The organism is Streptomyces sp. NPDC056734 (assembly GCF_042790455.1).
Lineage (GTDB): Bacteria > Actinomycetota > Actinomycetes > Streptomycetales > Streptomycetaceae > Streptomyces.
Map to the genome: position 1 here is coordinate 148,131 of NZ_JBHTZD010000002.1, position 18,990 is coordinate 167,120.

The following is an 18,990-nucleotide window of genomic DNA, read 5'->3' on the forward strand; positions in this document are numbered from 1 at the left end:
TACCGGCGGCGTGTGAACTGATAACAGTCGCGTCGCAGCGTCGAGAACATGCCGCACACGGCCTCGCCGCATCCCACCAAAGGAGATCCCGTGATGAAGGTCTTCCGCCGTTCCCTCACCGGGGCGGCCACCGCATGTGCAGCACTTGGCCTCGTGGCCACCGCGTGCTCCCCCGGGAGCAGTTCCGACAGCAGTACCAGCGCCGATTGCGCGAAGACCTACACCTTCGGCTTCAGCCACTCGAACGCCGAGTCCGCCTATGTGATCGGCCTGTCCAACGCCATCCAGCGGGCCGCCGACGCGGACGGCTGCACCAAGGTCCTGTTCGACACCACCCAGAACGGCGACCTCGAGCACCAGCGCTCCACCGTCGAGTCGTGGGTGACGCAGAAGGTCGACGCGATCGTCGTGGTGCCGGTCGAGGCGTCCGCACTGGAGGGCCTGCGTTCCCAGGCCCAGTCCCAGGGGACCAAATGGATCTCGTACGCCGTGCCGGTCACGGGCGGCGACGGCTCGGTCGGTTTCGACAATGCCGCGAGCGGCAGGCTGGCCGGCGAGGCGGCCCTGAAGTTCCTTCAGGAGAAGTTCCCCGAGGGCGGCGCCACCGCGGCCATCACCACGTCCCAGTCCACGACGTGGTCACCGCGCAACACCGAAGCCCGCAAGGTACTGGAGGATGCCGGCATCGAGGTGGTGTCCTACCAGGAGTGCAACACCCAGGCGTGCGGTCTCCAGATCGCGGAGGACACCCTTCGTGAGCACCCCGACCTGCGCGTGTTCATCGGCAACAACGACGACGCGGGACTGGGCGCGGTCCGTGCGTTCAGCAACGCCGGAGTACCCGACGACCAGGTCTTCATCGTCGGCCAGGACGGCGGCAGCGAGGCCCTGGAGCAGCTCCTCACCAACGGGACGTTCCGTGCCACGGTGGCGATCCCCCTGGACGACCTGGCGAAGTCGGTACTGACCACGGTCCACAACGCCGTCAACGGCGAGGGGAAGACAGACAATGTGACCCCGGTCACCCTCGTGTACCAGGACGAGAAGGACCGGATCAACGAGTTGCTGGCCCAGTTCGAGAAGTAAGGACGTCCGATCTCGTGGCAACCGCTCTGGAGAATGTCCTGTCCCTGCGGGGGATCCGGAAGTCCTACGGGGGAAACGAGGTCCTGAAGGGAGTGGATCTCGCTTTCAGGGCGGGTGAGGTCCATGCCCTGCTCGGACCGAACGGCGCCGGGAAGTCGACCCTGCTCGGCTGTCTGTCCGGCGCGACACGGCCCGACAGCGGAACCATCACCCTGCGTTCACGCGACTACCCGGGATTCACTCCCACGTCCGCCTTCGAGGCGGGGACGTCGATCATCTACCAGCACTTCCAGTTGATCGGCGAGCTGAGCATCGCGGACAACATCTTTCTGGGAAGTGAGCAGACCACGGGCCGGGGCATCGACAACCGGACCCAGAACGAGCGGACCGCGCGGATCCTGGGATCGGTCGGCGCCGACCTCGACCCGACGCGCCTGGTGGAAACGCTCAGTGTGGGCGAACAGCAGATCGTCGAGATCGCCCGTGCGCTGCGGCACGAGCCCTCGGTGCTCATCCTCGACGAGCCCACCGCCGCCCTCAGCGACCACGAGGTGAAGGCGCTGCTGAACCTCGTCCGGCGGCTGGCGCACGAGAACGGGCTGGCGGTCGTCTTCGTCACGCACATCCTGCGCGAGGTGCTCCAGGTCGCCGACGTCGTCACCATCCTGCGAAACGGCGAACTCCTGTGGACGAAGCAGCGGAGCGAGGTGTCCATGGACACCCTTGTCGACGGCATCTCCCCGCTGGTCGGCGCCGCCGCCGGCCGGGACCGCGGCAACTCGGGAATCCCTCTGGTGACCTTGAACGCCTACTCGTCGATCGGCACCGGGCCCGTGGACCTCACGATCCACGAGGGCGAGGTGGTCGGGATCTTCGGACTCCTCGGGTCCGGGCGCACCGACCTTCTGGAGACCATCGCCGGCGTCCGCGGCGGCTCCTCGGGAACGCTCTCGATCAACGGGAGAACCATCGCGGCCGCCAGTCCCGCGCAGGCCATGCGGGCGGGGATCGCGCTGGTCCCCTCGGACCGCAAGACGCAGGCCCTGTTCGGCGAGATGACCTCGCAGGAGAACCTTCTCGTCCCGCACTACGCCACGCTGTCCCGGCCGTTCCGCTCCACGCGCGCGGAACGTGAGATTTTCACGCGCACGGCGGACGGAGTGAATCTGCTGCCCCGGACACCCGCGACGGAGGGCGGCCAGCTGTCCGGCGGCAACGCGCAGAAAGTCATGGTCGGACGCTGGGTCTCCGGCGTCCGTGACATCTCCTTCCTGCTGCTGGACGAACCGACCCAGGGCGTCGACATCGGGGCCCGCGGGGAGCTGTACGGCCTGCTCCACGAGTTCATCGCGTCCGGCCCGAAAGCCGTCCTGTTCGCCACCAGCGACCCCGACGAGATCGTCGCCCTGGCGGACCGGGTCGTAGTGATCGCCGAAGGAAAGGTGGTGGCCGTCCGTTCCGCCGACATCACCGAGAACGAGCTGCTCCGCCTGGCGCACTCGGGCTCGCGACCAGGATCCGAATAGACCCGACCAAGGAAATCCCGTGGCAATCGTTACCGCTCCACCCGACCCCCAGCTGGCCGCCTCGCAGCACAGGCAGAAGCTACAGCTCACCCTCATCGCCTACATCCTGCCGGCGGCGACCATCGGGCTGATGATCTACTTCAGCTTCACCACGAGCGCCTTCCTCACGTCCGGCAACCTCCTGGCGGTCGCCACACAGAACGCCCCGACCTTCGTCGTCGCGGTCGTCGCGGCGCTGCTCATGATGGCCGGCTACATCGACCTCTCGGTCGGATCGACCATGGCGGTGTCCGGGGTGGCTGCGGGCCTGATGTTCAACTCGGCCGGGATCCTCCCCGGCATTCTGGTCGGCCTGGCCGCCGGCCTGGCCGTCGGGCTCCTCAACGGGTACTTCATCGGCTTCCAGAACTTCTCGCCGATCGTCGTCACCCTCGGTCTGCTCGCCGCGGGCCGTGGCGTCGCGCTGTTCCTCGCGCCCCAGTCCGTCTTCGGATTCCCGCAAGGGGTGATCGCGTTCGGCTCGGACAGGGTCGGGGGCGTCTCGTATCTCGTCATGGTCGCCGTCGTCGTCACGATCGTCACCATGATCGTGTTCAACCGGCTCCCCGTGGGAAAGCACATCGTCGCGATCGGTGTGAACAAGCGCGCCGCCTATCTCAACGGCATCCACGTCAAGCGGATCACGCTCGGGCTGTACGCGGCCACCGGCGTCGCCGCCGCAACCGCCGGCCTTCTCCAGGTGGCCCGGCTGAACAGCGCTCCCTCCGCCACTTTGGGCAGCGGCTTCGAGGTGACCATCCTGACCGCTGTCCTGCTGGCCGGCATTCCCGCCGAGGGAGGCCGCGGAGCGATCTGGCGCGTGCTGGTCGCCGCCTGGCTCATCGCGGTGCTCGGCAACGGCCTCACCCTGATGAACGTCGGCGTCGAGATGAGCGGCATCATCACCGGCGCGGTGCTCGTCGCCGCAGCCGGCCTCGAAGCGGTCCGCCGCAAGATCCGCAGCAGTTCCTGACCAGAACGGAAAGCACCGACATGACGAACCCGGACTGGGACAGCCTCCGGAAACTGCCGCTCGTCGAGTACGAACCGGTATCCCGCCTCAGCAGGCGTGAATCCCGGATCACCAGGAGCGCGGTCCCCGCGATCGACGCCCACAACCACCTCGGTCGCTGGCTCAGCGAGACCGGGGACTGGATGACACCCGATGTGACGGCGCTCATCACCTTGATGAACGCCCACAACGTCGAAGCGATCGTCAACCTGGACGGCATGTGGGGCGACACCCTTGAGGAGAACCTCGACCGCTACGACCGGGCACACCCCGGCCGCTTCCACACCTTCTGCCAGCTCGACTGGGATCTGCTCGCCCGGCCGGGAGGAGACGACGAACTCCTCGACATGCTGCGCGACAACGTCGCCCGAGGCGCCCGCGGCCTGAAGATCTGGAAGACCGTCGGGCTGAAGTACCGCGACGAGAGCGGGAAGCTCGTCCTGCCCAACGACGCCCGCGTCGTCGAAGCGGTCCGGCTCGCCGGCGAACTCGGCATCCCCGTCCTGATCCACACCGCCGACCCCGTGGCGTTCTTCGACCCCCTGGACAGACACAACGAGCGACTCGACGAACTGCTGACCGAGAAGGACTGGTGGTTCGGCGACCGAGACCGCTTCCCTCCCTACGAGGCGCTGCTCGACGCCCTTGAGGAACTCGTCATGGCGGCCCCGTCCACCAGGATCGTCGGCGCTCATGTCGGCAGCTGCGCGGAAGACCTCGACCGCCTCGAACGCCTGCTGCGAGCGGCCCCCCACTACAGCGTCGACATCGGCCAGCGCATCGCCGAACTCGGCCGCCAGCCCCGAAGGACACGTGCCCTGATCGAACGGTTCCCCGACCGCATCCTGTTCGGCACCGACATCTACCCCATCACGGGCCGGCAGTACGAGCAGCACTTCCGATTCCTCGAATCGCTCGACGAAGCATTCGACTACCGCCCGGAACACCCGGTCCCACCCCAGGGACGCTGGACCGTGTCCGGACTCGGCCTCGACGGCGACGTACTGGAGAAGCTGTACCGGGGCAACGCCCTGCGGGTGCTGGGGGTGTCCCCGGCCTGATGGACATGCCCCACTCCTCGCGCATCACCACCCGCGAACTCTGCGCCATCGCCGCCGAGGCCGCCTCACGCGGCACGAGCATCCTGAGGACCGACGCCGCGTCCCGCACGCCCGTACGGAAGGGGGCACCCGGTGACGTCGTCACCGAGGTGGACCGCCAGGTGGAAGCGAGCATCCGGGAATTCCTCCGCGAGGTCCGCCCGGACGACCGGGTCGTGGGTGAGGAACTCCCCGACACCGGCACCGCCACCACAGGCATCGAGTGGTACCTCGACCCGATCGACGGAACCACGAACTTCGTGCACGGCCTCGACCTCTACTGCACTTCGGTCGCCGCCTACGACGCGACCGGCGGCGTCTGGCTCGCCGGCGCCGTCGCCGTCCCCGCCGGCGGCGTCATGTATTCCGCCGCCTCCGGCCACGGTGCCCGCAAGACCCTGCCCGACGGGACCTTTGTCCAGCTCGACGCCAGCGGGCCCAGCGGGGCGCCCCGGCTCCTCGGCGTCGGACTCTCCTACGACGCGGAAGCCCGCGCCGGACAGTTCGACGACATCCGCGCCAGAATGAACGACTACGACGACCTGCGCAGCCTCGGCACGGCCGCGTACGCGCTCTGCCTTGTCGCGGACGGCGTCCTCGCCTCCTTCGTCGAGACGGACCTGTTCGTGTACGACTGGGCCGCAGGCGCCCTCATCGCCGAGGAGGCCGGCGCGACCGTCACCCGGCCCGCAACGGGCCGGGGACCGGTATCCGCGCACGGCAGGCACTAGGGCGGGTCCGGCCGGCGGCGCGGCCCCCGGGACAGTCGACATTCCGTCAGACGTTCTCAGCGTCGCCGCCGCCCGGCCTCCGGTACACCGCCTCCGGCCCGTTCTCCGTGCGCCATCGCTCGTAGCGGGACACCAGGTCGGGGATCTCCGCCCAGAGGAAGGCGTAGAGGTTGTGCATCTCGCGGATGCGGGCGCGGGGGGCGTCCGCGAGGGTGGGGTCGGCGAGGGTTCCCTCAAGGAGGGCCAGGGCCTCGGAGATGTAGCGCTCGCCGTCGCGGTAGACGCCGACCCAGGCGTTGGGGGCGATGGTGAAGAGATCGCGGCGGGTCTCGGGGGAGACCGTACGTTCGACCAGGCCCAGGTCGATCAGCAGGCGGCCCATGGTGGAGACGGTGGCTGCGCTCGCGCCCAGCTGGGCGACCAGGTCCTTGCTGGAGAGCTGGGGCTCCTCGGTGACCAGCAGCAGTCCCAGCATCCGGCCGGCCATCCGCGGCACCTGCCCGGTGAACACCTCGGCGATCCCGTCCGCGAACTCCAGCTGTGACCTCGACTTCTTGTCCTCCTTCGGCATGGACGTGACCTTATCAATCAGGATCCGTGAAGGGTATTCCGTCCCTGATAGATGATCTTCATCATTCCCTGAATGACATTCGCTATTGACTCGATGCTGTTCATCTTCCCATAATCTGCGCACCGTACTCCGACAAGCGGGAGCGACCGTGGGCGAGAAGCAGCATCAGGCGGAACTCGACCGGCTCGCGGAGGAGTACTTCGCCGCGGAGATGGGCTACGACCCGCTCGCCGCGACCCTCCTCGGCGTCGCGGGGCACGCGCACCGGGTGCCCGACCCCTCCCCCGAGGCCGCCGACGCCCATCGGCGGGCGCTGGCCGGGCTGGGGGCGCGGCTGGAGCGGATCCCGCTCGACGGGCTGCGCGGTGAGGAGCGGGTCACCCATCGCGTACTGGACGTGCTCATCGCCAGTTCCGGCAGCGAACTGCGGCACGGGCTCGCCGGCTTCGCCGTCTCCGCCAGCGTCACCGCACCCCAGACCCAGGTGTTCCAGTCCCTCGCCATGACACCCGTCGAGCAGGTGGGCGCCGAGGCGTGTCTGGAGCGGCTCGCCGCCCTGCCGGGGTTCTTCGACGGCTGGCTCGACCGGTACCGGCGAACCGCGGCGGACGGGCGGCTGCCCCTGCGCAGCGGGGTGCTCGCCGCCGTCGCCCAGGTCGACGGCGTCCTCGCGGGCGACCTCGCCACCGATCCGCTGGTCCGGCCGCTCGGCGCGCGGAGAGAGGCCGAGCGGGGCCGTGAGCTGGTACGGGACCGGGTGCGGCCCGCGCTCGTACGGTTCCGGGACGGGCTCGCGGGACTCGCCGAGGGCGCCCGGCCCGACTCCGCGGCCGGGGTCCGCCATGTCCCCGGGGGTACGGAGGCGTACGCCGACGCCCTCGCCCGGCACACCCGGCCGGGGCTGGCCGCCGAGGACATCCACCGCATCGGCCTCGAAGCCGTGGCGGCGCTGCGGGAGGAGTTCGCCCGGCTCGGGGAGCGCGTCCTCGGGATCCGTTCCCACGACGCCGTACTCGCCGCCCTCCGCGAGGACCCCGCCCTCCGGTTCTCCCGCTCGGACGAGATCGTCGCCCTCGTCGAGTCGGCGTAGAGCCCACGACGGCCACGACGGCCACGACAGCACCACGTCCACAGCGTTGCGGAGGAAACATGTCCGGAAGACCATCGACACCCATACCCATACCGACAGCTGCCCCGCCCACCACCCCCGGCAGCCCTCGCCGTGCCGATCGCCCGGTCATCGCTCTCATCGGGCTGCTGACCGTCGTCATCGGCGCCCTGGAGAGCATGACCATCCCGATCCTTCCGCTCATCCAGGGGGATCTGGGGCTCACCCCGGCCCAGGCCGCCCTGATCCCCAGCACCCTGACCATCGCCGGGGCCCTGGCCACGCCCTTCGTCGGGAGTCTCGCCGACCGGTACGGCGGTCGCCGGGTGCTGGCCGCCGTGGCGGTGCTGGTGGTCGGCGGGGCGGGCGTCTCCGCGTTCGCCGGTACGTTCCCGCTGCTGGTGGGCGGACAGGCGCTCCAGGGCGTCGGAGTGGGCTTCGTACCGCTCGGGCTGGTGCTGCTGCGGGAACGGTTCGCCGCGCCGAAGCGGTCCGTGGCCGTCGGGTTCGTCGCCGGGATGTTCACCCTGGGCGGGGGCCTCGGGGTCGTCCTCGCCGGACCGATCGCCGAGGGGCTGTCCTGGCGGTGGATGTTCGGACTTCCGGCCGCGCTGATCGCCGTGTTCGCGGTGATCGCGTACGCGGTGCTGCCGCGCGGGGAGAAGGCCGCGGGGGGTGACCACGGGGCGCTGGACTGGGGCGGCGGCGCGCTGCTCGCCGGGGCGCTGTTCTCGCTCATGCTCGCCCTGACCGAACTGCCCGAACGGGGCTGGACCTCCCCCTTCGTCCTGGGCTTCCTCGCCGCCGCGCTCGCCCTGGGCGCGCTGTGGGTGCTGGTCGAACTGCGGGTGCGTGAGCCGCTGGTGGACGTACGGATGCTCGCCCGGCCCGTGGTGCTCGGCGGCACACTGCTCGCCGTCGTCCTCGGCAGCGGGTACGCGGTCGCCTACCTGGCGATCCCGCAGCTGGTGGTCACGCCGGTGGAGACCGGTTACGGGCTCGGCGGCACGGTCACCGACATCGGGCGGTATCTGCTGCCGGGCGCCGTGATCGCCGCGGTCGCGGGGCCGCTGGCCGGGCTGGCGGGACGGCGGTTCGGGGCGCGGGCCGTGGTGGTCGCGGGGCTGCTGGTCGCCGTGGCCGGTTCGCTCACCGGGGCCTGGCTGCACGATGCGGCCTGGCAGCTGATCCTGGTCTTCGTGCTGCTCGGCGCGGGTGTCGGCGTCGGCCTGACCGCGCTCTACAACGGCATCCTCGACACCGTGGACCCCGCCGAGACCGGTGCCGCGACCGGCATCAACACCGTCGCCCGCTCGATCGGTATCGCCCTGGGCCTGCAGATCTCGGCGGCGGTGATCTCCCGCTCGGCCCATGGCTCGGCGACCGGGCTGCCGACCGAGTCCGGCTACACCAGCAGCTTCCTGGTGGCCGCCGCGATCACCGTCCTGGCCGTGCCGCTGGCCTGGGCGATCCCCCGGTTCCGGCGCGCCGGGTCCGCCCCCTGATCCACCGCCCGCCCGGACCACCCGACCTTCCCAGGAGTCACCCATGACCCGCACGCCCTCCGACACCGCCGCCCGCTCCCTCCTCGGGGCCGTCGCCCGGGACGAACCCGGCGCCCTCGACCGGCTCTCGGCCGCCCTGCGGGAGGCGGGCGGGCCGCTGCTCGCGCCGCTGGAGGGCGGGGGGTGGGCCGTCACCTTCGTCCATCTCGGCCCGGCCGCGCATGTCGAGGTCTCCTCGCAGCTCACCATGGACGCCGAGGGGCGGCCCGCGTCCATGGAACGGATCGCGAGAACGGACATCTGGCAGCTGACCGTTCCGGTCACCGACGACCGGCTCTCGGTGGTCTACAGCTACTCCGTCGACAACCCCTACGCGACCAAGTCCCTGAGCGAGGTGATGGAGCTGATGCAGGCGGGCGCGTACGAGGACGTCATGGACGCGCATCTGCGCGCGGCCCGCCCCGATCCGTTCAACCCCGATCTGATCGTTTCCGCGCACGCGTCCCTGACCCCGGGCGCCGAACGCACCCATGACTCCGTGCTGACCCTGCCCGGCGCGGACTCCGAGATCTGGTTCGGGCCCGGCGCAGGGCCGCGCGCGGAACGGGGCACGATCACCGAGCACCGGGTGCCGTCCGCCGTGTTCGGCGACGAACGCGAGGTGGCCGTCCAGCTGCCCGCCGGATACCGCGAGGGCGGCGGCTATCCGCTGCTGTTCCTGCTCGACGGCGAGTATCACCTCGACCACTACCCCGAGATCGTGGACAACCTGATCGCGGCCGAGGCCGTCCCGCCGACCGTCGTGGCCTACGTCCGGAACAAGGACGCCATGTCCCGGATGGTGGAGATGTGCTGCAACCCCGATCTCGTCCAGCAGTACGCGGACGAGCTGCTGCCCTGGCTGCGCGCCGAGTTCGGGGCGGGCACGGATCCGGCCACCACCGTGGTCTCGGGGGCCAGTTACGGCGGGCTGGCCTCGGCCTGGCTGGCGTATCGGCGGCCGGAACTCTTCGGCGGGGTGCTGTCCCTGTCGGCGTCGTACTGGTGGGGGCTGAAGGACCAGTTCGGCGGGGCACAGGGGCCGTACGCCATGGGGCGCGACGGTGAGCCGGAGTGGCTGACCCGGCGGATCGCCACCGACCCGGACGGGCCCTCGCCGCTCTCCCCCACCCGGTTCTGGATCGCCGCGGGCACGCTGGAGACCCAGCCGCTGCCCGGCGGCATCACCCTGCTCTCCGCCAACCGCCACGCGCGCGATGTGATCACCGCCAAGGGCTACGACGTCCGGTACGACGAATTCCCCGGCGCACATGAACAGGCGGGATGGCGGCGGACGTTCGCTCAGGGGCTGCGGTACCTGCTGGGCGGGTGAGTTCGCTCAACTTCGATCAGAGCGTTCGCTCAGACCCGACACTTGATACGGGTCACCTGTCGTCGCCGGCGTTATGTGCAGGGCCGGGTTCGCGATGGCCGGCCTCGGCGTCCCCGATGCGGTTGGTGGAGCGGCTGGAGGCGTTCGCCGCCCCGGAGGCACCGGCACCGACCCGGACCGCGGTAAGCGGGCTGCGGTTCTCCGCGCCGATGACGAACGGGCCGTTGATGGTCTCGTTGGAGTGGAGGGCCCCGCTGCCCGGCCCACGGGGGTCGGTCATGGGCCTCGGACCCGGGGCGGGGGGCACGATGTCGAGCGCGGCGTCTTCGGGGATGGTCGGTCGGTGCGTGCCGGAATTTCTCAGAGGATCCCCGTCCGCACCGCGTAGGCCACGGCCTGCGTCCGGTTCTTGCACTTCAGCTGCTTCACCGTGTCGTGGATGATCCCTTTGATCGTGCGCTCGGAATAGCTCATCCGCTCGGAGATCTCGACGGTGTTCAGCCCTTCGGAAAGCATACGGAGCACCTCGATCTCACGCGCCGTGAGACCGCCCCGGCGTGCTAACTGGGCCAGTGTCTGCTGTCGTTGCTGGTGTCCCAGTTCGGCAATCAGGTGCCCGACCAGCTCATCGGGCATACGACTGCGTCCGGAACTCGCCTCGATGGTCGCGTCGACCAGTTGCTCAAGGCTGGAGTTGCTTCGGTAGAGAAAGCTCGTCAGTCCGTATTCGATGGCGAGCGTCAGCTGTCTCTCATTGATCCGGTCGGCCATCACGACGACCGGTATCGGAGCGCCGTCCGCCCGTGCCGCGTCCTGCTTCAGCACGCGCAGCCAGTCGTCGCTCACACTGTGCAGCAGCATGACCGAGACATCCGCCTCGGGGATCCCCTGCTGAGGCACGATGTTCACCCTCGAACGCGCCTGGAGATACGCACAGGTCGCATGCTCCAGAATGGCGTCGCTCGCTCTCAGTACCACGGAGATCGGGGTGCCCGATCCACCGCCCATGACACCCGTTTGTCTCTCAGACACTTCGACATTCCCCACATAGAGCCGACATGCATAGCTCGGTCCGTGCCTCCCCGGTCGCCGGAGCCATGACCAGCACCGACGCGAGGGTGTACCGAGGCACATCAGCACAGTAGGGGGAGGGTGGGAGGCTGAGCTTCCGTCAAATGACCGAATACGACTTGGACGGTCACCCACGCTGCCGCGTCTTGGCCGGCCCCCCGGACCCCCCGGATCCGCCGGATCCCCCGGACCCGTCAACACCCGCGGATCCTCCCGACCCCGCAGCCGCCTCGGGCCCCACCCACCCCGGCGCCGTGCTGCTCGCCGCCCGGCCCGCGATGGCGTTGCCCGGCGACAGATCGGGGCGGGTCGGCACCATCGCCGGCAGTCCCGACGGCAACCCGCGAGCGTCGCCGAGGTCGTACCCGAGAACCGCCGCCGCGTCCGCCGACGGCACCAGACACTTCATGCCGGTCTCGGTGACCAGGTACGTGACAGCCGCGGACCGGAGCGAGCGAGGCACACCACTCGCGGTCGGGTCTCCGACTCCGCTGCCACCCCGGGTGTCAGCCACGGGGTCTTCGACGGCCAGGCGTTCGGCCGGCTCATGGAGAAGTGGCTCAACGAGGTCAACCAGATCAAGGCCACCTGACCGCACCCCTCACCCGACCATCCGAAGGGGCCCGTCATGCCGATCGACAACGGCACCAGCGGATCGCGTCGATCATCGAGAACCTCCAGGGCCAGCCGCTCAGCAGCGTTCACCAGACTCGCCGGGTCTTCTGCAGGGCCGGGTTCTGGAGCGCCACGGTGTCCACGCCCGCGCTCGGTGCCGGTGGGCCGGGGTACGCGGTCCGGTCACCGACCGGCCGGCTCATGGAGTCCATCGACCCATACACCCCGCGGCGGCTGCTGTTCCTGCCGGGCACCCGGTTCAAGGTGCTGGATGTACGGAGCGGTCAGCGGCCGTTGGTACTGCTGCGGGAGGTGTTCCCGCAGAAGCCAACTCATATGACCGGCACAGGCGACGCCCATGGTGAGTGACTGGACAGAACGACGCTCGCGGAGCTGAGTACGGCACTGGAACAGCCGTCCACATTGACCCCGACCGAGTACATGGGTCCACGAACCCGCCCGCCTGGGCTTATCGTAGGGACTTAGTGTCTGTAACTGACTGACCCCTAGCACAGCGCCTTCCCCTATGACTCGGGAACGGGGCCCTGATGTCAGTTCGGGCAACGGTTCCGTACTATCGGGTCAAATCAAGCGTGCCAGGAAGGTTGTGAGCACAATGTCCGAACCCACCACCTCAGTCGCCGGGGTGACATCACAGTATGCCGCGAAGGTATCGGAGGATCTGGAGCGCAACCTCAGGGAGCAGCAGCGGGTCAGCAGTGACATCGTCGCACTTCAGGAGCAGTTGACTGCCCTGGAGGGCGACCATGTCGTCCTGAACAGCCTCCAGCAGGCGCTCGGTGTGAGTGAGTCTGCCGCCGAGTCGGCCGAACCCACCGGGCCGGCCGCGTCGGTGGAGCCCGCGGCGGAGTCAGTGACCGCCCCCGCCGAGGCTGCCGCGGCGGAGTCCGCCACCGCCGAGCCCACTACGGCCGAGCCGGCCGCCGTGGTCCCCGCGCCCCGCAAGAAGCCCGCCAAGGCACCGGCGAAGACGGCGGCCAGGTCAACGGCGGCCAAGTCGGCTGCCACCAAGACGGCGGAGAAGACCACCGCCAAGACCACCGCCAAAACCACCGCGAAGACCGCGACCAAGACGGCCGAGAAGCCGGCCGACAAGGTGACTGACCAGCCGGCCGACACCCCGGCCGACACGGCGGCGGCCGAGAAGCCCAAGGCCAAGAAGGCTGCGCCCGCGAAGAAGGCCACCCCGGCCAAGAAGGCCACCTCGGCCAAGAAGGCGGCCCCCGTCGCCAAGTCGACGCCGGCCACGAAGGCGTCGGAGAACGGCTCCGAGTCACCCGCCGCCGAGAAGGGCACGGCGGACACCGCCGCCGCGCAGCCCACCTTGGTCCAGCTCATCCGCGAGCACCTCTCGGGTCAGCAGGAGCCGCGCTCGGCGGCCGAGATCACCGGGGCACTGGGTGAGCAGCACCCCGACCGCACGGTGAAGATCACCGTTGTGCGCACCACGCTGGAGGGTCTCGTCGCCCGGAGTCAGGCGCAGCGCAGCAAGCAGGGTTCGTCGGTCTTCTACACCGGTCCGGCGGAGGCGGAGACCGCCGCTCAGCCGACCGCCTGAGTGCGGCCCACCCCGGGCAGGCCGCCGGGGTGACTCCTTCGAGTGGAACAACTGCCCGGGCCCCGGCCCCGGCAGACTGACAGGTGCGGTGCCCAGGCCGGTCCTCAGGACGGCGGGGGTGGGCACGGCCCTGTGGATCCGATCCGTCGCCCACCTTCGGGCACCTCATATGGGGGTACGGGGTTCAGCGCGTCCGGCGGATGACCGCCCAGACACAGGCGAGGCTCACGAGGTCACCCCGGTCAGATACCAGGTGATCGGGGTGGTCGAGGACCAGTTGGTGTAGAGCCCGGTGGCGATGGTCGGGGCGATGCCGCCACCCAGGATGGAGCCCACCTGGTAGCCGAGCGAGGCGCCGCTGTAGCGGACCTCGGCCTTGCAGAGGCCGGAGAACAGTCCCGCGACGGGCCCGCACACCACCCCCATGAACACGGCGGTGACCAGCAACGCCGTCAGGATCAGGGGCGGTTCGCCGACGGTGGCGTAGGTGGGCAGCGGAGACGATGGCCGCGGCCAGGCCATATGAGCAAAGGCAGCTCCACAACCGGTCTCAAGAAGATGCGCGCGGGGAAGTCGGACAGCCCCGACTCCTGACTCCCGGGACCCATGCTCCGGTACCGCGCCGAGCGCACAGCGGCCATGGTTAGCATGAGGTCATGACTGAGATGTCCCGAGGCGCCGGTTCGCCGGACGGCGACCGTCCGCTGCGGCGGGACGCGGCGCTCAACCGGGAGAAGATCCTGCACGCGGCTCGGGAGATCTTCGGGGAGCGCGGGCTGAAGGTCACGCTGGACGACGTGGCCCGGCACGCGGGCGTGGGCGTGGGCACCGTGTACCGCCGCTTCCCCACCAAGGAAGCCCTGGTGCGGGCGCTGTTCGAGCACGATCTGCGGATGCGTCAGGAGACGGCCGAGAAGGCGCTGGCCCACCCCGATCCCTGGCAGGGCCTGGTCGACTTCCTCGTCCTGATGGCGGGTGACCTCGCGGAGAACCGCGGCCTGCACGAAGTGATCATGACGGGCACCCACAGCTCGGCGTCCATCGAACGGGCACGCGGCGGCATGCGCCCGTTCCTCGCGGAGCTGATCGAACGCGCCCAGGAGAGCGGGGACCTGCGCCCGGAGGTGACGCCCTCCGACTTCCCGGTCATCGTGCAGATGCTGGCCGGATCCAGCCGCTTCACCCAGGGCATGCGCCCCGACATCTGGCGCCGCTACCTGGAGATCCTCCTGAACGGCCTCCGCCAACGCCCCGACAACCCACCCCTGACGACCCCGAGCCTGAGCGACGAGGTGGTGGAACAGGTGATGGGCTTCAGAAGGCCGGAGGGGAAGCCGGAGCGGAAGGCTCAGTAGGACGAGGCAGGGCAGGCGCAGCCTGCCTCTCAGGGGCGCGGGGAACTGCGCGAACAGCCACGACGAGCCGGAAACCCGCCCCCCGAACAGCAACCCGCGCGGAGCGCCTAGCTGTCGAAGTCCACCGTCAGTTTCTCCGACACCGGATACGACTGGCAGGTCAGCACATACCCGGCGTCCACCTCGGCGGGTTCCAGGGCGTAGTTACGGCGCATGTCGGCCTCGCCGTCGGTGATACGGGCGCGGCAGGTGCCGCAGACTCCGCCCTTGCAGGCGAAGGGCACGTCGGAACGGACCCGGGCGGCGGAGTCGAGCAGGCTGCGGTCGCGCGGCAGGGCGTCGGTGGTGGACCGGCCGTCGAGGGTGAGTGTCACCTCACTGACCGGCCCGGTGGCCCTCGGCTCCTCCCGCCTCAGCGGCGCGGGCGCCACGTCGTCCGCGAAGAACAGCTCCTGGTGGACCCGCTCGCGGGGCACGTCGAGCCGGCCGAGGACCTCGCGGGCGTCACGCACCATGCCGTGCGGCCCGCACAGCCACCAGTGGTCGGCGCCGGGTACGTCGATCAGCGCCTCGACCAGCGCGGCGAGCCGTTCCCCGTCGAGCCGCCCGGAGAGCAGGTCCACCTCACGCGGCTCACGCGAGAGGACATGGGCCAGCTGGAAGCGCGTACGGTACTCGTCCTTCAGGTCGGCCAGTTCGTCCGCGAACATGACGGTGTCGGTACGGCGGTTGCCGTAGAACAGCGTGACCTGTGAGCGGTCGTCGGCGGCCAGCACGGACTCGGCGATGGAGAGCATCGGCGTGATGCCGGAGCCCGCCGCGATCAGGACGTGGTGGCCGGGGGCGGAGAGGTCGGGCGTGAAGAGGCCGGTCGGCGCCATCACCTCGACGGTGTCCCCGGGCCGGGCGCCACGCACCAGCCAGGACGAGAAGAACCCACCGGGCACCTCCCGCACCCCGATCCTTGGCACCGCCCCGGCCGGCGAGCAGATCGAGTACGACCGCCGCTCGTCCCGCCCGTCCACCTGGCGCCGCAGCGTGAGCGACTGCCCGGGCCGAAAGGCGAACTCCCGGGCGAGCCCATCAGGAATCTCAAAGGTGACAGCCACCGCATCCTCCAGCAGCCGCTCCACGGAGGAGATCCGCAGGAGGTGGAAGACGGGGCGCTTTCGGCGGGGGGTGGAGGTGGGGGCGTCGGCGGTGACATCGGCGCCGGACGCCGGGGCGTTGGCAGCGGAGGCATCAGCGGCGCGCGCGGGGGCATCAGCACCGGGCGCGACGGCGTCGGCGGCGGAGGCATCAACACCAGGCACAGGCACGTCGGTGCCAGCCGCAGGCACGTCGGCGCCAGGCACAGGCGCCTCGGTCGCAGGCGTCCGGCTCCCGCCCGCTGCCGGACCACCGGTGTCCCGGGCCGGCGGGCCCGCCATCGGCGCGGTGGCACCCGTCGGTGCCGTCACCTCTGCCATCAGATCTCCTTGACGTACTCGAACGGCTCGTGACAGGCCCGGCAGCGCCACAGGGCCTTGCACGAGGTGGCCGAGAAGCGGGAGGTCTCCTCGGTGTCGGCGGAGCCGCAACGCGGGCAGGGGACGGTGTGCCGGGTCGGGGCGAGGACCAGCGGGACCGGGCCCGCCGGGTGGCGTGGGGCGGCGCCGGGCGGGGCGATGCCGTGCTCGGTGAGCTTGCGGCGGCCGGTCTCGGTGATCCAGTCGGTGGTCCAGGGCGGATCCAGCACCGTACGGATCTCCACCCGCTCGAACCCGCCCGCGCGCAGCCGCGCCGCGACATCCGCGCGCATCTCGGCCATCGCCGGGCAGCCCGAGTAGGTCGGGGTGAGACTGGCGACGACCGTGCCGTCGGCGTCGACGCGCACGTCCCGCAGGACGCCCAGGTCGGCCAGGGTGAGCATGGGCAACTCGGGATCCGGCACCCGCTCGGCGATGTGCCGGGCGCGGCGGGCACGGGTCAGGCCGGTCACCGTGTCGACGTCGGTGTCGGTCGCCGGGCCGGACGCCGAATCGGTCGCCCGGCCGGACGCCATGTCCATCATCGAATCGGACGCCAGGCCAGGCACGGGACCGGACGCCAGGCCACCCACAGAACCGTTCGTCATGCCACCCACAGGATCGGTCACCATGTCGCCTCCGGGTGGGCGCGGGCCAGGGACTGCAACTCGGTGAGCAGCGGGGTCAGGTGGGCGGTGTGGTCGCCGTGCCGTCCGTCGCCGGGCAGCGCGGGCGGGCGCGGCAGCGGCAGGGCGGCGGCGTCCAGGACCTGCTTCAGGTCGGCGGAGACCGCCTCGCGGGCGTCGTACGCCCGGAACAGTTCCTCCTGGTAGGGCGCCAGCGCCTGGAGCGCGGCCGTCATCCGGGCCCGGGACTCATCGGTGCCGTCACCGAGCCGTACGGCCCACTCGGCGGCGTACTGCCGGTGGTAGGCCAGCTCCTTGACACCCTTGGCCGCGATCGCCGCGAGCACCGGATCCGCGGTGGTGGACAGTTCGGTGAGGTGCGCGAGGCGCCAGCTGGCGAACAGCAGCAGCCGTACGATCGAGAACGCGAAGTCGCCGTTGGGGAGTTCGGCCAGGCGTACGTTGCGAAAGGCGTCGGGGGCGCGGAAGTACGCGTAGGCGTCCTCGCCGCGCCCGGTGCCGTCGGCCTGTCCCGCGCGGGAGTACAGCAGCCGGGTCTGGCCGAGCAGGTCGAGGCCGATGTTGGCGAGCGCGACCTCCTCCTCCAGCTCGGGCGCGCGGGTGACCCACTCGGCGAGCCGCTGGGCCAGCACCAGGGCGTCATCGCCGAGCGCCACGCAGGTCGTGGCCAGTGCGGCGGCGTCGACGCCGGGCGGGACGGTGGTGTCCACGCCGTGCAGCGGGTCCAGGAAGCCGGTGCCGAAGGCCCAGCGGGCGTCACTGTCGTCATGCCCCTCGGCCAGGCTCAGATAGACGTGGTCGTCGCTCATCGCCGCCCGCCTGTCGTGATGTCGCTCATCCTCGGGCTCCTAGATGTGCGGGACATCCTCGGGGATGTCGTAGAACGTGGGATGGCGGTAGACCTTGTCGGCGCTCGGCGCGAAGAACGGGTCCTTCTCGTCGCGGCTGGTGGCCGCGATGTGCTCGGAGCGCACCACCCAGATGCTCACGCCTTCGTTGCGCCGGGTGTAGAGGTCGCGGGCGTGGGTGAGGGCCATCTCGTCGTCGGCCGCGTGCAGCGAGCCGACATGGACGTGGTTGAGTCCGCGCTTGCCGCGCACGAACACCTCGTACAGCGGCCAGCCACCCTGCTTGTCCTGCTGCTCCGCACCGGTCATGCCACGGCCTCCGCTCGGGCTCGGGCCGCCTGCTTGGCGGCGTGGGCGGTGGCGGCCTCGCGGACCCAGGCGCCGTCCTCGTGCGCGCTGATACGGCGCTGCATGCGCTGCGCGTTGCACGGGCCGTCGCCGCTGATGACCCGCTTCAGCTCGCTGTAGTCGGGGGTGCCGAAGTCGTGGTGGCCGCGCTCCTCGTTCCAGCGCAGCTCGGGGTCGGGCAGGGTGACGCCCAGTTTCCCGGCCTGCGGCACGGTCATGTCCACGAACCGCTGGCGCAGTTCGTCGTTGCTGTGCCGCTTGATCTTCCAGGCCATGGACTGGGCCGAGTTGGGCGAGTCGTCGTCGGGCGGGCCGAACATCATCAGGGACGGCCACCACCAGCGGTCCACCGACTCCTGCACCATCGCGCGCTGGGCGTCGGTGCCGCGCATCATCGTCATCAGCAGTTCATAGCCCTGGCGCTGGTGGAAGGACTCCTCCTTGCAGACCCGGACCATGGCGCGCGCGTACGGGCCGTACGAGCTGCGGCACAGCGGCACCTGGTTGCAGATCGCGGCGCCGTCCACGAACCAGCCGATGACGCCGACGTCGGCGAAGGTGGGGGTGGGGTAGTTGAAGATCGAGGAGTACTTCTGGCGGCCTTCGAGCAGCCGCTGGGTCAGGTCGTCGCGGTCGGCGCCGAGGGTCTCCGCGGCCGAGTACAGATACAGGCCGTGCCCGGCCTCGTCCTGGACCTTGGCGAACAGGATCGCCTTGCGGCGCAGCGAGGGCGCCCGGGTGATCCACTCGCCCTCGGGCTGCATGCCGATGATCTCCGAGTGCGCGTGCTGGGCGATCTGGCGGACCAGCGTCCTGCGGTACGCGTCCGGCATCCAGTCCCGCGGCTCGATCCGCTGGTCACGCGCGATCGTCGCGTCGAAGTAGGACTCCAGGTCCCGCATCTTCCTCCCACCTTCCCAACCGACCATTCGTTCGGTTCATCATACGGTGATTCCCCACGGATCGCGC

Annotated in this window: 20 protein-coding genes; 11 read left to right on the plus strand and 9 right to left on the minus strand. The window is 70.3% G+C overall.

Features of this window, described 5'->3' with window-relative positions:
- Positions 1 to 93: 93 nt before the first annotated feature.
- Genes ACFRFC_RS02640 through ACFRFC_RS02660 form a run of 5 tightly spaced genes read left to right on the plus strand, consistent with a single transcriptional unit; the run spans position 94 to position 5,494 of the window.
- Positions 94 to 1,086, plus strand: coding sequence for a sugar ABC transporter substrate-binding protein (locus ACFRFC_RS02640; protein WP_382682107.1), 993 nt, complete (start codon positions 94 to 96; stop codon positions 1,084 to 1,086).
- A 14-nt stretch (positions 1,087 to 1,100) separates the two neighbouring features.
- Entirely contained in the window at positions 1,101 to 2,612 is a 1,512-nt protein-coding gene (locus ACFRFC_RS02645; RefSeq protein WP_382681868.1) for a sugar ABC transporter ATP-binding protein, read from the plus strand.
- A 19-nt stretch (positions 2,613 to 2,631) separates the two neighbouring features.
- On the plus strand, positions 2,632 to 3,624 hold the full coding sequence (locus tag ACFRFC_RS02650) for an ABC transporter permease (protein WP_382681865.1): 993 nt from the start codon (positions 2,632 to 2,634) through the stop codon (positions 3,622 to 3,624).
- Between the two features lie 20 nt (positions 3,625 to 3,644).
- Positions 3,645 to 4,724, plus strand: coding sequence for an amidohydrolase family protein (locus ACFRFC_RS02655; RefSeq protein WP_382681862.1), 1,080 nt, complete (start codon positions 3,645 to 3,647; stop codon positions 4,722 to 4,724).
- Positions 4,724 to 5,494 carry an inositol monophosphatase family protein gene (locus tag ACFRFC_RS02660; RefSeq protein ID WP_382681859.1) on the plus strand — a complete coding sequence of 257 codons (771 nt, stop codon included), beginning with the start codon at positions 4,724 to 4,726 and terminating at the stop codon, positions 5,492 to 5,494. The genes ACFRFC_RS02655 and ACFRFC_RS02660 overlap by 1 nt, the downstream gene beginning before the upstream one ends.
- Positions 5,495 to 5,540: 46 nt before the next feature.
- Here the strand turns inward: ACFRFC_RS02660 and ACFRFC_RS02665 are convergent, their stop codons facing one another.
- Complete coding sequence (locus ACFRFC_RS02665) at positions 5,541 to 6,065, minus strand: GbsR/MarR family transcriptional regulator (RefSeq protein WP_382681856.1); 525 nt, start codon at positions 6,063 to 6,065, stop codon at positions 5,541 to 5,543.
- Positions 6,066 to 6,213: 148 nt separating this feature from the next.
- Here ACFRFC_RS02665 and ACFRFC_RS02670 point away from each other — a divergent pair, with 148 nt between their 5' ends.
- From ACFRFC_RS02670 to ACFRFC_RS02680, 3 genes are read left to right on the plus strand one after another with little or no spacing between them, the layout of a single operon-like run.
- Positions 6,214 to 7,155 carry a DUF885 family protein gene (locus ACFRFC_RS02670; protein WP_382681853.1) on the plus strand — a complete coding sequence of 314 codons (942 nt, stop codon included), beginning with the start codon at positions 6,214 to 6,216 and terminating at the stop codon, positions 7,153 to 7,155.
- 59 nt (positions 7,156 to 7,214) lie between these two features.
- A complete protein-coding gene (locus tag ACFRFC_RS02675) occupies positions 7,215 to 8,678 on the plus strand; it encodes an MFS transporter (protein WP_382681850.1) in 1,464 nt (487 codons plus the stop codon).
- Between the two features lie 43 nt (positions 8,679 to 8,721).
- Entirely contained in the window at positions 8,722 to 10,050 is a 1,329-nt protein-coding gene (locus ACFRFC_RS02680) for an alpha/beta hydrolase-fold protein (RefSeq protein ID WP_382681847.1), read from the plus strand.
- Positions 10,051 to 10,102: 52 nt separating this feature from the next.
- Here the strand turns inward: ACFRFC_RS02680 and ACFRFC_RS02685 are convergent, their stop codons facing one another.
- Positions 10,103 to 10,330 carry a hypothetical protein gene (locus ACFRFC_RS02685; protein WP_382681845.1) on the minus strand — a complete coding sequence of 76 codons (228 nt, stop codon included), beginning with the start codon at positions 10,328 to 10,330 and terminating at the stop codon, positions 10,103 to 10,105.
- Between the two features lie 80 nt (positions 10,331 to 10,410).
- Positions 10,411 to 10,959: a LuxR C-terminal-related transcriptional regulator gene (locus ACFRFC_RS02690; protein WP_382681842.1), complete on the minus strand. Its 549-nt coding sequence runs from the start codon at positions 10,957 to 10,959 to the stop codon at positions 10,411 to 10,413.
- 912 nt (positions 10,960 to 11,871) lie between these two features.
- Between ACFRFC_RS02690 and ACFRFC_RS02695 the strand changes: the two genes are divergently transcribed.
- Together ACFRFC_RS02695 and ACFRFC_RS02700 are read left to right on the plus strand one after the other, a co-directional pair.
- Positions 11,872 to 12,105 carry a hypothetical protein gene (locus tag ACFRFC_RS02695; RefSeq protein WP_382681839.1) on the plus strand — a complete coding sequence of 78 codons (234 nt, stop codon included), beginning with the start codon at positions 11,872 to 11,874 and terminating at the stop codon, positions 12,103 to 12,105.
- 277 nt (positions 12,106 to 12,382) lie between these two features.
- Positions 12,383 to 13,315, plus strand: a complete 933-nt coding sequence (locus ACFRFC_RS02700) for a hypothetical protein (protein ID WP_382681836.1) — start codon at positions 12,383 to 12,385, stop codon at positions 13,313 to 13,315.
- A 225-nt stretch (positions 13,316 to 13,540) separates the two neighbouring features.
- Here the strand turns inward: ACFRFC_RS02700 and ACFRFC_RS02705 are convergent, their stop codons facing one another.
- Positions 13,541 to 13,837, minus strand: a complete 297-nt coding sequence (locus ACFRFC_RS02705) for a hypothetical protein (protein ID WP_382681833.1) — start codon at positions 13,835 to 13,837, stop codon at positions 13,541 to 13,543.
- A gap of 134 nt (positions 13,838 to 13,971) precedes the next feature.
- On the opposite strand from ACFRFC_RS02705, the gene ACFRFC_RS02710 reads away from it, so the two are divergent.
- The gene (locus ACFRFC_RS02710; protein ID WP_382681830.1) at positions 13,972 to 14,670 is read left to right on the plus strand and encodes a TetR/AcrR family transcriptional regulator; all 699 of its coding nucleotides are present in this window, start codon (positions 13,972 to 13,974) and stop codon (positions 14,668 to 14,670) included.
- Between the two features lie 107 nt (positions 14,671 to 14,777).
- Here the strand turns inward: ACFRFC_RS02710 and paaE are convergent, their stop codons facing one another.
- The 5 genes from paaE to paaA form a co-directional block, all read right to left on the minus strand.
- Entirely contained in the window at positions 14,778 to 15,818 is a 1,041-nt protein-coding gene (paaE, locus tag ACFRFC_RS02715; RefSeq protein ID WP_382682105.1) for a 1,2-phenylacetyl-CoA epoxidase subunit PaaE, read from the minus strand.
- 320 nt (positions 15,819 to 16,138) lie between these two features.
- Positions 16,139 to 16,720 (minus strand): 1,2-phenylacetyl-CoA epoxidase subunit PaaD, encoded by a 582-nt coding sequence (gene paaD, locus ACFRFC_RS02720; RefSeq protein ID WP_382682103.1) that lies wholly within the window; start codon positions 16,718 to 16,720, stop codon positions 16,139 to 16,141.
- A gap of 83 nt (positions 16,721 to 16,803) precedes the next feature.
- On the minus strand, positions 16,804 to 17,634 hold the full coding sequence (paaC, locus tag ACFRFC_RS02725; RefSeq protein ID WP_382681827.1) for a 1,2-phenylacetyl-CoA epoxidase subunit PaaC: 831 nt from the start codon (positions 17,632 to 17,634) through the stop codon (positions 16,804 to 16,806).
- A 39-nt stretch (positions 17,635 to 17,673) separates the two neighbouring features.
- A complete protein-coding gene (gene paaB, locus ACFRFC_RS02730) occupies positions 17,674 to 17,982 on the minus strand; it encodes a 1,2-phenylacetyl-CoA epoxidase subunit PaaB (RefSeq protein ID WP_382681824.1) in 309 nt (102 codons plus the stop codon).
- Entirely contained in the window at positions 17,979 to 18,923 is a 945-nt protein-coding gene (gene paaA, locus ACFRFC_RS02735) for a 1,2-phenylacetyl-CoA epoxidase subunit PaaA (RefSeq protein WP_382681821.1), read from the minus strand. The genes paaB and paaA overlap by 4 nt, the downstream gene beginning before the upstream one ends.
- Positions 18,924 to 18,990: the final 67 nt, after the last annotated feature.